This window comes from Ornithinimicrobium sp., from assembly GCF_051004135.1.
GTDB lineage: Bacteria > Actinomycetota > Actinomycetes > Actinomycetales > Dermatophilaceae > Ornithinicoccus.
Map to the genome: position 1 here is coordinate 1 of NZ_JBPCKQ010000206.1, position 14,545 is coordinate 14,545.

Here is a 14,545-nt window from a genome sequence, read left to right on the forward strand (position 1 = left end):
GACCTCGGCGAGGGAGAGCCGGATGCCGGAGCCGCCGGCCCGCCGCTCGATCCTGGCCATCTCGGCATCCACCCGGCCGACGGCGGTCGGCCGGGCAACGTCGGTCGGCCGGGCAACGTCGGTCGGCCGGGCAACGTCGGTCGGCCGGGCAACGTCGGTCGGGTCGCCGAGAGGCCGATTCTCAAGAGACACCGGGTGCGGCGGAACTCGGTCCGCCACGACCCCGCCCGCTGGGTCCATCCGCGCGTCGTCGCCGCGCTCCACCCGGTAGGTCCCGCCCGAGGCGTTGACGTCGAGCCCGAGCACCTGCACCCCCATGGTGCGGGCCTCGTCGAGGATCAGTCGCTTGGGATACATCCCCGGGTCGTGGGTGAGCACCCCGGCCAGGAACGCCGCGGTGTGGTGGGTCTTGAGCCAGGCCGACTGGTAGGTCGGCAGGGCGAACGCCGCCGCGTGAGCCTTGCAGAAGCCGAACGAGGCGAACGCGGCCAGCACCGTCCAGATCCGCTCGACGTCCGGCGGGGAGTAGCCGCGCGCCGCCGCCGCCGGGCGCCACCACTGCTCGACCTGGCGCTGCCCCTGCGGGCTGCCCATGGCTCGCCGGACCTCGTCGGCCTGGGCCAGGCTCACCCCGGTGGTCTCGGCGACGATCTGCAGCACCTGCTCGTGGAAGACGACCACCCCGCAGGTGCTCCGCAGTGCGGGGACCAGGGAGGGGTGGAGGTATTCCGGCTCGCCCCACCCCTGCCGGGCGTGCAGGAACGGACGGATCATGTCCGACTTCACCGGCCCAGGCCGGAACAGCGAGATGTCGATGATGACATCCTCGAACGTCTCCGGCGCGAACTTGCCGACCAGCTCGCGCTGCCCGGGAGACTCGATCTGGAAGCAGCCCAGGGTGCGGGTGGACTGGATCAGGGCGAACGTCGACCCATCGTCCAGCGGCACCTGCTGCTGGTCGTCGAGGTCGATCTGCTGACCGTCGACCCGCTGCACCTCCGCGACGGCGTGGGCCATCGCGGACTGCATCCGGATGCCGAGCACGTCGAGCTTGAGCAGCCCCAGCTCCTCGACGTCGTCCTTGTCGAACTGGCTCATCGGGAAGCCCAGCCAGCTGGCCTCGACCGGCGTGCGGTCCAGCAGCCCGGTGTCGGACAGGACGATGCCGCAGGGGTGCATCGCCACGTGCCGGGGCAGCCCGTCCAGACTCTCCACCAGCTCGAACAGCAGCTGCATCCGCGGCGCGTCGAAGCCCATCCGGCCCAGCTCGGGCAGGTCGCGGACGGCGGCGCGGGCGTCGCGGGCCCGGATGTGCGGGAACGCCTTGGCGATGACGTCGATCTCACCCGGCGGCATCCCCAGAGTCGCGGCGACGTCGCGGATGGCGTGCCGCACCCGGTAGGTCTCCATCATCGACACGCAGGTGACCCGCTCGGAGCCGAACCGCTCCAGGATGCGCTCGTAGATCTCGGTGCGCCGGGCCGACTCGACGTCGATGTCGATGTCGGGCAGCTGCGCCCGCAACGGCGAGCAGAAGCGCTCCATCAGCAGCTCGTGCCGGATCGGGTCGACCCCGCTGATCCCGAGCAGGTAGGTGATCAGGCTGCCGGCCCCCGACCCCCGGGCCGCCACCCGCACCCCCTGCTCGCGGATCAGGTCACACACCTGCGCCACGGTCAGGAAGTAGGTGGGGTAGCCCAACCCGGAGATCACCGCCAGCTCCTCGTCGAGCCGGTGCTGCACGCCCTCCAGGTATGACGTGGAGCTGCCCGGGTAGCGCCGGTGCACCGCCGCGCGGCACCGCTGCGTGAGCACCTGCTGGGCCTGCCCGATGCCGCTGACGCCCAGCACCTCGGGCTCGGGCAGGTGCACCGCGCCGATGCCCAGGTCGGAGCGGGCGTCCTGGCGGCACTGCGCGGCGACCGCCACCGTCTGCGCGAGCAGGACGGCGGCGTGGGCACCGGCACCTGCCGCCTCGGCCACCCGGTGGGCCACCGCGACCATGGTGGGCGTGTCGGCCAGGTGCCCGGCGGTGCTCACCCGGTCCAGGTGACGCTCGTCCAGCGGCACCATCCGCCGCGCGGCGTCGAGCACGTCGACCACCCGGGCCTCGGGGACGGTGGCGTGCCGGACCGCCGCGCTGAGCACCGCGGGGACGTCGTGCTCGAGTGCCAGGGCCCACAGGCGCGCTGCGTGGGGCAGGCTCGCCGGAGTGTGCGCCGGACCGCCGTGGCACACCACCTCGACCCGCAACGCGTCGGCGGGCAGCACCTGGAGCCACCGGTGCAGCAGCCCCCGCGCCCGGTCCCGGTGACCGAGCAGCACGGCCCGGCCGACGTCGGAGTCCGGGCCCAGCAGCACCACCACGGGGGCGACCCCGTCGACCGGCGCGGCGGCCCTGGCCAGCAGGGTCGTCGAGGTCAGCGGCTGACCTCGAGTCCCCGCCAGGTGGGTGTGCGTCAGCAGTCGGCAGATCCGCGACCACCCGGCCGCCGGTGCGACGCCACCGTCCTGCCCCCGGGCCAGGACGGTCACTCTCGGATGGTGGTCCTGCACCGTCACTCCGCCCTTGACCGGCTGCGCCCGACCCGGGTGGTGCCCCGGATCGGCGGGGCCCACGGCATACCCCTCGTGCGGAGCCAGCGCCAGATCGGCACCGAGCACGGGTGAGACCCCGGCCTCCTGGCAGGCCCGCATGAAGCGCACCGCACCGTAGGCACCGTCCCGATCGGTCAGTGCCAGCGCCGGCTGGCCCAGCTCACCGGCCCGGGCCACCAGCACCTCAGGAGGGCTCGCGCCGTAGCGCATCGAGAAGCTGGAGGCCACGTGCAGGTGCGCGAAGTCGATGTCCACCCCGTCCCCGCTCACCGCACGCTGACCGCAGCCAGCCCTGCGGGGATCGGCTCGGCCACCGGCAGGTGCAGCGCGCCGCGGACGATCTCCAGGAACCGCTCACCCTGCCGGACCAGGTCGTCGGCCTCCCGGCAGGTGACCGCTCGGCTGCCTCGCTCCACCGCGAGCCGCAGCTGACCGGAGGAGGCGTAGAACACCGCCCACTCGGTCAGCTCCGGAGCGACGGTCGGCAGCACCTCCCACACACTGCGCGGCCGGGATCGTCGGGAGGGGGCGGTGCGGGCGGCGATCAGGGCGGAGGCGGCGCGCAGGGCCGCGAGGTGGGCCTGGGTGTAGCGCTCTGCGGGGGTCCGGCTGTGACAGGCCCGCAGCAGACCCTCCCGAGCCCGGTCCAGCAGGTCCAGCACCGTGCTGGCCATGGGTGCGGACATCATCGGCACCGCCCTGGTGGGGGTGCTCTCACCGGTCGTGGTCGCGCTGGTGGTCGTCTCCATCTGCCGTCTCCTCTGCTGTGCTGTGATCAGGTGTTTCTTGATCGGGTGCTGTCGGTGCTGTCGGACCGTGCTGCGGGTCCCCTCAGTCGGCGACCCGGATGAGCTGCCAGTGCTCCGCCTGCGCCAGGTCATAGATCCCCGTGCCGGTCGCGACCCCGGTGCCGGCCTCCACTCGCCAGACCTGGTGCTCCAGCACCTGCTGCTCGGTCTCGTCCTCCCACACGGTGCGCCACCAGGGCAGGCGCTGGGTCCACTGCGCGACCACCGCCCGCACCAGGTGGAGTCGGCCTCTCCAGATGAATGCCGTCGGGACGACCGAGCAGGAGCCCGCGCGAGCTGCCGACTGGAGCAGCCGAGCCTGCACCGGCTCTCCCAGCTGGACCTCGATGCGCTCGTGGTACTGCCGACTCATCGTCCTCACGCTCCTGCCTCATCCACCATGCTCCCAAGCTTACTAGAACTCATGTTCTATACGAACAAATGTACGCCTACTGCCCGAGTCGGTGTCAAGCCCCTTCCTCCGGCGTCCGGTCTCATGTCAGCAGCGAGCACCGACAGACCCCGTCGACGACGACCGAAGGGCACCCGGCTCCCCCGCGCCCCGTAGGCTCGTCCCGGCGCCACCGCGCGCCCCGCACCGCAGCCGCCCACCAGGAGGACCCGACCCTGTCCCCGCCCCCAGCGCGCCGCGCCGACCCGGGCGCCTCCTCGCTCAACGAGCCCACCGAGCAGCGGATCCATCCCCTCGACGGGGTCGACCTGCGGGTCCGTGTCCAGCGCGGCCTGGACGAGCACATCGCGCGCCAGCGCACGGTCCTGGCCGAGGTGGGCGCCCCGGTGACCGATCTGGTCGACGCCGTCGCCGACCTCCTGGCTGGCGGCAAGCGGCTGCGCGCAGCCTTCCTCTACTGGTGCTACCGGGCCGCCGGCGGACCGGACTCCCCTGAGCTGGTCCGGGCCGCCGGGGCGGTCGAGATGTTCCAGGCCGCCGCACTGCTGCACGACGACGTCATGGACAACAGCGACCTGCGCCGTGGCCGGCCCACCGCCCACCGGGCGTTCAGCACACTGCATACCGACGCCGGGTGGGCCGGTAGCTCGACCGCCTTCGGCCAGGCCGCCGCCATTTTGGCCGGCGATCTTTGCCTCAACTGGTGCGACGAGATCTTCGCCGGCTCGGGACTGCCGCAGGACCAGCTCGCCCGATCACGGCCCGTCTTCGACACCATGCGCACCCAGCTGATGGGCGGGCAGTACCTCGATGTGCTCCTGGCCGCGCGGGACTGGACCGGCCTCACCCATGCCGAGCGGATCGAGCAGTGCCGCACGGTCATCCGCTACAAGAGCGCGAAGTACTCCGTCGAGCACCCCCTGCTCATCGGGGCCGACGCCAGCGGCGTCCCCCCCGCCACCCGGGCGGCGCTGTCCCGCTATGGACTGTGTCTGGGCGAGGCGTTCCAGCTGCGCGACGACGTGCTCGGCGTGTTCGGGGACCCAGGGACCACCGGCAAGCCGGCCGGCGACGACCTGCGCGAGGGCAAGCACACCGTGCTGGTCGCCCACGCGCTCGAGCACGGCAGCTCCGCGGACTCGGCCCTGCTGCGGGAGGCGCTGGGCCGACCGGACCTCACGGAGGCGCAGGTGGACCGCTGCCGCGCCGCGTTGGAGCGCAGCGGTGCGCTGCACCGCACCGAGCAGATGATCACCCAGGGGTGCGACTTGGCCAGGTCCGCCCTGGCGCAGATCCCCGACCTGGATCCGCCCGGCGCTGCGGCCCTGGACAACCTCGTGGGGATCAGCACCGCTCGCAGCACCTGAGCGGACCTGCGGCTCAGTAGGCCGTCTCCTGGGCCCGGCGGCGCACCTCGGTCTTGCTCCCCGCCTGCAAAGAGGCGACCGGACTGCCGCCGATGAGCGTGTCGTCCGGCGCGTGCATCCAGTCGATGATCTCGTCGTCCTGCAGCCCGCTGTCGGTCAGCACCGTGATCGTCCCGCGCAGATGCTTCAGCGGGCCGTCCTCGGTCACGAACCCCTCCGGCACCATGAGCGCCCGGTGCGATCCCCTGCGCACGCCGATCAGCTCGTGGTCCCGCAGCCAGGCGCGCACGGTCGACAGCGAGGCTCCAGTGCGCTCCATGATGTCTGGGACGGCGAGCCAACCGTGGTTCGGGTCGTCCGGGATGTCCAGAATCACATCGTTGTCACTTATCACATACACCAGTCTGCCACAGGGAACGACACGCAGCCGGTGTAGCAATTGCCGCTGTCGTCAGGTACTTTCCCACCAGTCACTTGAGTCACGTTTCACTCTGATTTATGTCACGTTCCACTCACTGAGACTGTTCGGTGCCATCCCCACCTGTCCCCGACCGCCACGAAGGGAAGCCGATGAGTCCGCTGCCTGCCGCCCTGCCTCCGCTCGACCTGGCCACCACGACCGTCGCGTATGCCACGCACAGCACCGGTCCCAGCCTCTCCGACTTCTCCGTGGCGGCCACGGAGCGGGTCTGGACCGACTACACGATCGCTGCGGGTGACACGCTCTACGACATTGCCGAGCAGTTCGGCACCACCGTGCCCGCCCTGGTGCAGCGCAACACGCTGGCGCACGGTGGCCGCTGGCTGATGCCGGGGCAGCGGCTCCTGGTGCCCGGCTCCGAGGCCACGCAGGGCGGCGCAAGTACAGCGTCCGACCCCGGTGCCAGCACCAACACCGGCGCCGGCAAGGACTCAACCCGCAGCCGGGCTTCCGCTCGGGTCACCGTCCGCCCCGGCGACACGCTCTCCGAGATCGCCGTGCGCAACGGCGTCAGCGTCACCGAGCTCGCACGCGCCAACGGCATCAGCAACCCGCGCCTGATCTACCCCGGTCAGCGGCTCAGCATCCCGGGCGCCGCATCCCGCGCCACGGCGACCGCCACCTCCTCGCCGGAGGCGCCGTCCCGCTCCGCCACCACCCTTCCGGCCGCGGCCGGGACCGTGACCGTGACCGTGCGCTCCGGCGACACCCTCTCCGGCATCGCGGTGCGCCACTCCGTCTCGTTGAGCGCCCTGCAGCAGGCCAACCCGGAGCTGGACCCCCGGCGGCTGTGGGTTGGCCAGAAGGTCGTCGTCCCCGGATCCGCCGCCTCCGCGAGCGCGACCTCCACCTCTGTGAGCACGACCTCCACCACCCCCTCCGGGCCGTGGACCGAGCACACCATCGGTGACCGGCACGCCGACGAGGACGTCGAGGACACCTTCCTGCACTACACCTACAGCTCGGGCATCGCGCGCTCGGCGGCCGCGAACCGCGACTACCTGGCCGGTGTGCCGGTCCCGTCCCGGGACCGCACCAAGTCGATGATCATCGAGACCGCCCGTCGGCACGGGGTCGACCCCGCCCTCATGCTCGCGCTGTCCTACCAGGAGTCCGGGTGGAACCAGCGGGCGGTCTCCCCCGCCAACGCCATCGGGATCATGCAGGTCATCCCCACTTCCGGTGAGTGGGCCTCCGCGCTGGTAGGCCGCAAGCTCAACCTGTTGGACCCGCAGGACAACGTCACGGCGGGCACGGCGATCATGCGAGCGTTGCAGCGCTCGGCCAAGACCCAGCCGGAGGCCATCGGCGGCTACTACCAGGGCCTGGCCAGCGTCCAGAGCCGAGGGCTGTTCGCCGACACCGAGCACTACATCGAGTCGGTCCAGACCTTGCGCGACCGGATGGGGTAGCCCGTCGCTCCCAGTCTTTTCCCGGGCGGCTCCGTACAATCACCCTGTGAGCACTGTGAGTCCGCCCGCGATCGACCGCGTCATCGACGGTCGCTACCGGGTAGAGGTGCACCTGGCCGAGGGGGGCATGGCCTCGGTCTACCGGGCCACCGACCTGCGGCTGGACCGCCCGGTGGCGCTGAAGGTGATGCGCCCGGACCTGGCCCGCGACGCCGACTTCGTCTCCCGGTTCCGGCGGGAGGCCCAGGCCGCAGCCCGGTTGTCCCACCCGCACGTCGTCTCGGTCTTCGACCAGGGTGAGGACGACGACGTCGTGTTCCTGGCCATGGAGCTCGTCGAGGGGGACACGCTGCGTGACGTGGTCGCGACGCAGGCTCCGCTGTCGGTGCGACGGGCCACCGAGATCGTCGATGAGATCTTGCAGGCGCTGTCGGCGGCACACCGGGCCGGCATCGCCCACCGTGACATCAAGCCGGAGAACGTCCTGATGAGCGCCACGGGCACCGTCAAGGTCGCCGACTTCGGGCTGGCCCGCGCGATCACCGCCGGCTCGATGAGCCGCACCAGCGACCTGCTGTGGGGCACGGCGGCATACCTGTCTCCCGAGCAGGTCGAGCACGGGCGCTCCGACGAGCGCACCGATGTGTATGCCGTGGGCTTGCTGCTCTACGAGCTGCTGACCGGGGTCAAGGCCTTCCCGGGACAGAGCCCCATCCAGGTCGCGTACGCGCACGTGCACGGCGAGGTCCCGCGGGCGGTCGACACGGTGGCCGGGCTCCCTGCCGAGATGGACGTCGTGATCGCTGCCGCGACGGCCACCGACCCCAGGGGCCGGCCCGGTGATGCCGCGGCGCTGCGCCGAGAGCTGCGCCGCGGGATCGGGCAGCTGTCCGAGGAGGAGCTCGACCACCGGCCCACTCGGCCCGAGCGCAGCGGCGCCACCGCCGCAGCGCAGGCACCGGGCCAGGCCGACGCGACCGTGGCGGTGCATCAGCCGACCGCAGTCGTCCCGTTGACCCCCGCCGGGTCCCGGGTCCGCACCGAGAGCCACTTCGCCCGCACCACCGGCAACCGCAAGCCCGCCGCGGCAAGCGCCCCCGCCGTGCCGGCGAGCGAGGCTCGCCCTGCCCGGCCCGCTCGCGCGACGCCCACCCCGGCTTCCCGGCGGGCGCGGCCTCGTCGGCGGCGCAGGATGGGACTCACCGGTGTGCTCGTCCTCCTGCTGCTGGTGATCGGCGGCGGCGGCGCGGCCGCGACCTGGTACTACACCAACGGTCCCGGCGTCCACTCTCCCGTGCCACCCCTGGTCGGTCTCACCGAGCAGGAGGCTGTGACCGCGCTGGAGACCGAGGATCTCGACGCGGTGAGCGTCGCGGCGTTCTCCGAGACAGTGCCCACCGGGCTGGTGCTGGCCTCGTCGCAGGAGGCCGGCGCGTCGCTGCGCCACGGCGCCGAGGTGGAGATCACGGTCTCGCAGGGCCCGGAGCGGCATGCCGTGCCGACCGACCTGGTCGGCGACACGCTGGAGGAGGCGCAGACCGCGCTGGAGGAGGCCAGTCTCACCCTGGGCGAGACCAGCGAGAAGTTCGACGAGGAGGTGCCTGAGGGGCAGGTGCTGTCGGTCTCCCCCGCGCCCGGTGAGCAGCTCAAGCCGGACACCCCCGTCGACCTGGTCCTCAGCGCCGGCCGCGAGCCGATCGAGGTCCCGGAGGTGGAGGGCGCCACGCAGGAGCAGGCCACCTCGAGGCTGGAGGGTGCCGGGTTCACCGTGCAGGTCGAGTCGGAGCGGGTCTTCGACAAGGACGTCCCCGCGGGCTCCGTGACCGCCCAGGTCCCCGCGCGGGGCACCGGCTTCCGTGGTGACCAGGTCACCCTGACCGTCTCCAAGGGACCTGAGCTCGTGCAGGTGCCCCAGGTCATCGGCATGCCCTGGAAGCAGGCCCAGCCGCTGCTGAAGGATCTGGGGCTGAAGGTCAAGCGGGAGGACATCGCCGGGGCGTTCTTCGGGACCGTGCGCTTCCAGAGCATCGACTCCGGCGAGCAGGTGCCGGTGGGCACCGAGATCGTCATCAGCGTGCTCTGAGACCAGCTCAGTCCTGGTGGGCGTAGCGCTCCTGCTCCCAGACCCGGCCGCGCGGGTGATAGCCGTGCTCCTCCCACATCCCCCGCTGCGGGTGGTGGTGGTAGTCCAGCGCCAGCACCCACTTGGGTCCCTTGAAGCCGTAGAGGTGCGGCATCACGATGCGAGCCGGCCAGCCCTGCTCGGGCGTGAGCGCCTGGCCGTCGAGGTGGGTCGCCAGCAGCGCCTCCGGCACGTCCAGCTCCGCCAGCGGCACCGCCGCGCTGTAGCCGTAGGCCGCCGACAGCAGGACGTGCTCGGCCCCGGGCTCCGGGGGAGCCAGGGCGATGACCTCGCTCAGCGGCACCCCGGTCCAGACCAGCCCGCTGACGCTCACCTTGGCAACACAGTGCAGGTCGGCCCGCACCGTCCGGGTCGGCAGCCGCTGCAGCGCCGCCCAGTCCAGCACCTGCACCCCACCGTCCCGGGTCGCCCCGCCGACGGTGAGGGCCCAGTGCTGCAGGTCCAGCCGCGGCACCCGACCGTAGTGCATCGGCACCAGCTTGTCGGTATGCCGCTGGCCAGGGGGCAACACCCGATCGCCACCGGGATCGGGTGGCTGGTCGGGGGGCAGTGGCGCAGGGGTCACCGGCGGCCTCGGCCCACCAGCCCAGTCAGCACCGAGGCCGCGTGATCGGTCTCCGCGTCTCCGACGTCCAGGTGCCACACGTAGCGCACATGGCGGGCATCGGTGGCGAACCCCCGGACGTCCTGAGCGCCTGCCTGAGCGACGAAGTCCGCGGCGCTCCAGCCGGCCGCACCGACGTCGAGCACCAGGATGTTGGTGCGGACCCGATCGGGGTCAACGACCTCGGGCCCGACCTCGTGCACGGCCCGCGCCACCCGGGCTGCTCGCTCGTGGTCCTGCGCCAGCCGCTGCAGGTGGTGCTCCAGGGCGTAGGCGCCCGCGGCAGCCACCAGCCCGACCTGGCGCATCCCCCCGCCCAGGCGCTTGCGCCATACCCGGGCCTGCGCGACGGTGTCGGCGGACCCGAGCAGCACCGAGCCCATCGGGGCCCCGAGACCCTTGCTCAGGCAGACCGAGACCGTGTCGGCGCAGGCGCCGTAGTCGGCCAGCGGCACCCCCGTGGCCACGTGGGCGTTCCACAGTCGCGCGCCGTCCAGGTGCACCGCGACCCCGCGCTCCTGGCACGCACTCGCGAGCTCCTGCATCGCGGCGAGTGGCTGCACCGTGCCGCCGCCGAAGTTGTGCGTGTTCTCGAGCACGACGCAGGCGGTGCTGACCAGGTAGGGGCCGGCCGCGGGAGCCATCAGATCGAGCGGGCGCTGCGGGTCCAGCAGTCCGTGCGGGGCCGGCCAGGACCGGCTGGTGATGCCCGACAGCGCGGCGGCCGCCCCCATCTCGGCTCGCAGCACGTGCGACATCTCATCCGCGATCAGCTCCTGGCCCGGTGCGACGTGGTGCCGCACGGCCAGCTGTCCGGCCATCGTCCCGGTCGGGGTGAACAGGCCCGCCTGGTGGCCGAGCAGGTCGGCCACCCGCTGCTCCAGCGCGAGCACGGTGGGGTCCTCGCCGTAGACATCGTCGCCGACCTCCGCCTCGACCATCGCCTGCCGCATCCCGGGGGTGGGGCGGGTCAGCGTGTCCGAGCGCAGGTCCACGCGGGGCATCAGCGAGCGCCCTGGTCCAGCATCTCGGCGACCTGAAACGCCATCTCGAGACTCTGCTGGTGGTTCAGCCGCGGATCGCACAGGGTCTCGTAGCGCAGCCCCAGGTCGTCGACGTCGACCGCGTGCGAGCCCCCGACGCACTCGGTCACGTCGTTGCCGGTCAGCTCCACGTGGATGCCACCGGGCCAGGTGCCCGCTTGGCGGTGCGCCTCGAAGAAGCCGCGGACCTCGCCCACGACGTCCTCGAACCGACGGGTCTTGTAGCCCCCCGGCGAGGTGAAGGTGTTGCCGTGCATCGGGTCGCACACCCAGGTGACGTGGTGTGCCTCCTCCCCCACCGCGCTGAGCAGCTCGGGCAGGACCTCACGGATCTTGCTCGCACCCATCCGGGTGATGAAGGTGAGCCGGCCGCGGACCCGCTCCGGGTCGAGCCGGTCGATCAGCCGCAGCACCTCGTCCCGGGTGGCGGTGGGACCGAGCTTGACCCCGATCGGGTTGTGCACGCGGGACACGAAGTCGATGTGCGCCTCGTCGAGGTCGCGGGTGCGCTCGCCGACCCAGACGAAGTGCCCGGACGTGGTGTAGGGGTTGCCGGTGCGCGAGTCGCGGCGCACCAGCGCCCGCTCGTAGTCCAGGACGAGGGCCTCGTGACTGGCGTAGAGCTCGACCCGCCGCAGCGCCTCCGCGTCGGCGGCCCCGGAGGCCTCCAGGAAGCGCATCGCCCGGTCGATGTCCCGGGCCATGCTCTCGTAGCGAGCCTGGGCCGGGCCGGACAGGAACCCCTTGTTCCACAGGTGCACGCTGCGCAGGTCGGCGAACCCGCCGTCAGTGAAGGCGCGGACCAGGTTGAGCGTCGCCGAGCTGCCGTGGTAGGCGCGCAGCAGCCGCTCCGGGTCCTGCTGGCGCGCCTCCCGCGTGAACTCGAACCCGTTGACCATGTCACCGCGGTAGGCCGGCAGGGTCACCCCGTCGCGCGTCTCGTCGTCGCTGGAACGGGGCTTGGCGAACTGGCCCGCGATCCGGCCCACCTTGACGATCGGCATACCGGCGCCGTAGGTGAGCACCACGGCCATCTGCAGGATGGTCTTGATCCGGTCCCGGATGTTGGGCCCGGTCACCCCGGACAGCGTCTCGGCGCAGTCCCCGCCCTGCAGCACGAAGGCCTGCCCCAGGGAGGCCTGGGCCAGCTTGTCCCGCAGGTGGTCGCACTCCCCGGCGAAGACCAGCGGCGGATAGTGCGAGAGCGTGGTCAGCACGTCGGCGAGCGCGCCGGCATCGGGCCAGTGCGGCTGCTGCCGGGCGGGCAGGTCGGGCCAGTCGAGGACATGGCCGACCGGGACGGCGGTGTCGGAGTGCACCGCACCATCGTAGGAGGGCCAGCAGGGTGCTCAGGTCACTCGGTGCTGGTAGGCCGGGCCGCAGGGTCGGGGTGCTCCCGCGGCGGGCGCTCCTCTCGGACCCCGCCATCGTCCTCGATGGCGCTCTGGTCAGCGCCGTCCCCGGTGTCCTCGTCCTCGCGGGTGAACCGCTGGGACAGACCCGCGGCGACCTGCTGGGTCGTGTCCCGGACCTGACCGCGAGCCTGGTCGACACCGGCCCTGGCCTGCTCGACCGTGGCGCGGGCCCGGGCGGCCAGCCGGTCCTTGATCGTCGCGGCGTACTCGTCGACGTAGGGCTTGCCGGACAGCTCGGCGAGCTGGTCCATGACCTCGTCGGTGATCGAGCGCAGCACGTAGCGGTCCTCCTCCATCCCCTCGTAGCGGGAGAAGTCCAGCGGGCGCCCGATCCGCACCCCCACCGGGTGCAGGTTGGGGATCTTCTGACCGGTCGGCTGGGCCTTGTCGGTGTCGATCATCGCGACGGGGATGACGGGGACTCCGGCCTCCAGGGCCATCCGGGCCACCCCGGTCTTGCCCTTGTAGAGCCGGCCGTCGGGTGAGCGGGTGCCCTCGGGGTAGATCCCGAACAGCTCACCCCGGCGCAGCACCTTCAGGCCTTGGCGCAGCGCCGTCATGCTGGCCTCGCCGCCGGAGCGGTCGATCGGGATCTGGCCGGTCACGGTGAAGAACATCTTGGTGGCCCAGCCCTTGAGGCCGGTGCCCGTGAAGTACTCCATCTTGGCCGGGAAGGTGATCCGGCGCGGCACCACGAGGGGCAGGAAGATCGAGTCCGAGAAGGACAGATGGTTGCTGGCAAAGATCGCGCCCCCGGACGTGGGGACGTGGTGCAGTCCCTCGACCCGGGGCCGCCACAGCAGCCGGACCACGGGGCCGACCAGGATCGACTTGAGCAGCCAGTAGACCATCGGACCCTCCTCCCGGGCGCGCGCCGAGCCTACGCCACGCCGCAGCCGCCGTCACTCGTGACAAGATCGGAGCTGTGCAGATCATGCCGGGTGCGGAGTCGTTCGCCAGCGCGGCCTCCCCGGAGCATCCGGGCGTCGGCGTGCTGCTCGTGCACGGCCTGACCTCCACGCCGCAGACGATGGGGCCGCTCAGCGAGCACCTCGCCCGGCTCGGGTATGCCGTGCGCTGCCCGCGGCTGCCCGGTCACGGCACCCGGGTGCAGGACATGCGGATCACCCGGTATGCCGACTGGCTGGCCCGGGTGGAGACCGAGGCGGTCGCCCTGCAGCGCGAGCACGGGCGCGTCGTGGCGGCCGGCATCAGCCTGGGCGGGGCGCTGGTCACCGATCTGGCCGCGCAACGCCCCGACCTGGTCGACGCCCTGGTGGTGATCAACCCCGGCTTCGCCTCCGATGACCAGCGGCTGGCGCTGCTGCCCCTGCTCAAGCTGCTGACCCCGACGTTCCCGGGGCTCGCCGACCAGATCCGGCGATCCGGCCCGCCGCGTGAGCTGGCCTACGACCGGCTGCCGCTGCACGCCTTCCACAGCTTCGTGCAGCGGTGGAAGGGGCTGCGTCGCGACTTCGCCAAGGTCGCTGCGCCGATCCTGCTGCTGCGCTCGGCGCATGACGAGCTCGTGCCGGCCCGGTCGGCCCGACTGTTCCTGGACGGGGTGGGCTCGACCGACGTGACCGAGGTCTGGTTGCGTGACTCCGGCCACGTGGCCGTCCTGGACCACGACCAGCCGCAGGTGCTGCAGGAGACCGCGGACTTCGTGGCCCGGATCGAGCGGATGCCGGCATGAGCCATGACGGCACGCCGCCACCTGGCGGGCCCGGCGGAGGCTTCGACGACATCGACCGCCGGTTCAGCGAGATCGTGGCTCACCTGCAGGACCCCCGGCAGCCCGCCACCCCGGAGTCCCCCGACGAGCCGGGCTCGGCCCCAGCCGAGACGGGCGAGACCAGGCCGGCCCCGGGCGAAGGGGACGACCCCGGCCCACCGGAGCGCGAGCCGGCGACGCCCGCCTCCGGCGCGGGTGCCGACCCGTCTGTTCCGGCTGTGCCAGGCGTCGAGGGGGCCGGCCCGTGGCGCGGCAGCGCGGACGCGTCCCGTCCCGACCCCGCCGACGACCACTTCGTCCCCCCGGATCCTCCTCCGCTGCCTGCGGGCGACCTGCACTTCTGGGCGATCCTGGTCGGACTCAGCCTCGGACCGTTGCTGCTGCTGCTCAGCACCGTCTTGCCCCTGCTCGACGGACCGGTGTGGGGCGCACTCGGTGTGGTGCTGTCAGTGACCGGCTTCGTGCTGCTCGTGCTGCGCTCCCCCGGCCGCGACGGCGACGACGACTGGGGCGCCCAGGTCTGAGATCGGCGGTCCCGCCCCGGGCC

Annotated in this window: 13 protein-coding genes; 5 read left to right on the forward strand and 8 right to left on the reverse strand. The window is 72.4% G+C overall.

Annotated features, from left to right (window positions below; translation table 11 throughout):
* From dnaE to ACR2FV_RS14485, 3 genes are all read right to left on the reverse strand, one after another.
* Positions 1 to 2,868, reverse strand: a 2,868-nt coding sequence (gene dnaE / locus ACR2FV_RS14475; RefSeq protein ID WP_434016402.1) for a DNA polymerase III subunit alpha, incomplete at its 3' end; no start/stop codon positions are given.
* Entirely contained in the window at positions 2,865 to 3,347 is a 483-nt protein-coding gene (locus ACR2FV_RS14480; RefSeq protein ID WP_434016403.1) for an SAV_6107 family HEPN domain-containing protein, read from the reverse strand. The genes dnaE and ACR2FV_RS14480, both read right to left, overlap by 4 nt.
* 82 nt (positions 3,348 to 3,429) lie before the next feature.
* Positions 3,430 to 3,759, reverse strand: coding sequence for a DUF6504 family protein (locus ACR2FV_RS14485; RefSeq protein WP_434016404.1), 330 nt, complete (start codon positions 3,757 to 3,759; stop codon positions 3,430 to 3,432).
* 68 nt (positions 3,760 to 3,827) lie between these two features.
* Between ACR2FV_RS14485 and ACR2FV_RS14490 the strand changes: the two genes are divergently transcribed.
* Entirely contained in the window at positions 3,828 to 5,165 is a 1,338-nt protein-coding gene (locus ACR2FV_RS14490; RefSeq protein WP_434016405.1) for a polyprenyl synthetase family protein, read from the forward strand.
* Positions 5,166 to 5,178: 13 nt separating this feature from the next.
* Here ACR2FV_RS14490 and ACR2FV_RS14495 read toward each other — a convergent pair whose 3' ends face one another.
* Positions 5,179 to 5,559: an Rv2175c family DNA-binding protein gene (locus ACR2FV_RS14495; RefSeq protein ID WP_434016406.1), complete on the reverse strand. Its 381-nt coding sequence runs from the start codon at positions 5,557 to 5,559 to the stop codon at positions 5,179 to 5,181.
* A 176-nt stretch (positions 5,560 to 5,735) separates the two neighbouring features.
* Between ACR2FV_RS14495 and ACR2FV_RS14500 the strand changes: the two genes are divergently transcribed.
* On the forward strand, positions 5,736 to 7,058 hold the full coding sequence (locus ACR2FV_RS14500) for a LysM peptidoglycan-binding domain-containing protein (RefSeq protein ID WP_434016407.1): 1,323 nt from the start codon (positions 5,736 to 5,738) through the stop codon (positions 7,056 to 7,058).
* 46 nt (positions 7,059 to 7,104) lie between these two features.
* A complete protein-coding gene (gene pknB / locus ACR2FV_RS14505) occupies positions 7,105 to 9,141 on the forward strand; it encodes a Stk1 family PASTA domain-containing Ser/Thr kinase (RefSeq protein ID WP_434016408.1) in 2,037 nt (678 codons plus the stop codon).
* A gap of 7 nt (positions 9,142 to 9,148) precedes the next feature.
* On the opposite strand, the gene ACR2FV_RS14510 is transcribed toward pknB, so the two are convergent.
* The 4 genes from ACR2FV_RS14510 to ACR2FV_RS14525 are packed head-to-tail and all read right to left on the reverse strand — an operon-like array spanning position 9,149 to position 13,114.
* Entirely contained in the window at positions 9,149 to 9,766 is a 618-nt protein-coding gene (locus tag ACR2FV_RS14510; protein WP_434016409.1) for a molybdopterin-dependent oxidoreductase, read from the reverse strand.
* Entirely contained in the window at positions 9,763 to 10,809 is a 1,047-nt protein-coding gene (locus ACR2FV_RS14515; protein ID WP_434016410.1) for a threonine aldolase family protein, read from the reverse strand. Before ACR2FV_RS14515 ends, ACR2FV_RS14510 begins: the two co-directional genes overlap by 4 nt.
* Positions 10,809 to 12,167: a class II 3-deoxy-7-phosphoheptulonate synthase gene (locus tag ACR2FV_RS14520; protein WP_434016411.1), complete on the reverse strand. Its 1,359-nt coding sequence runs from the start codon at positions 12,165 to 12,167 to the stop codon at positions 10,809 to 10,811. Before ACR2FV_RS14520 ends, ACR2FV_RS14515 begins: the two co-directional genes overlap by 1 nt.
* Before the next feature lie 35 nt (positions 12,168 to 12,202).
* Positions 12,203 to 13,114 carry a 1-acyl-sn-glycerol-3-phosphate acyltransferase gene (locus ACR2FV_RS14525; protein ID WP_434016412.1) on the reverse strand — a complete coding sequence of 304 codons (912 nt, stop codon included), beginning with the start codon at positions 13,112 to 13,114 and terminating at the stop codon, positions 12,203 to 12,205.
* An 83-nt stretch (positions 13,115 to 13,197) separates the two neighbouring features.
* Here ACR2FV_RS14525 and ACR2FV_RS14530 point away from each other — a divergent pair, with 83 nt between their 5' ends.
* Complete coding sequence (locus ACR2FV_RS14530; protein ID WP_434016458.1) at positions 13,198 to 13,959, forward strand: alpha/beta hydrolase; 762 nt, start codon at positions 13,198 to 13,200, stop codon at positions 13,957 to 13,959.
* A complete protein-coding gene (locus ACR2FV_RS14535; protein ID WP_434016413.1) occupies positions 13,956 to 14,522 on the forward strand; it encodes a hypothetical protein in 567 nt (188 codons plus the stop codon). Before ACR2FV_RS14530 ends, ACR2FV_RS14535 begins: the two co-directional genes overlap by 4 nt.
* The last annotated feature ends 23 nt before the right edge of the window (positions 14,523 to 14,545 follow it).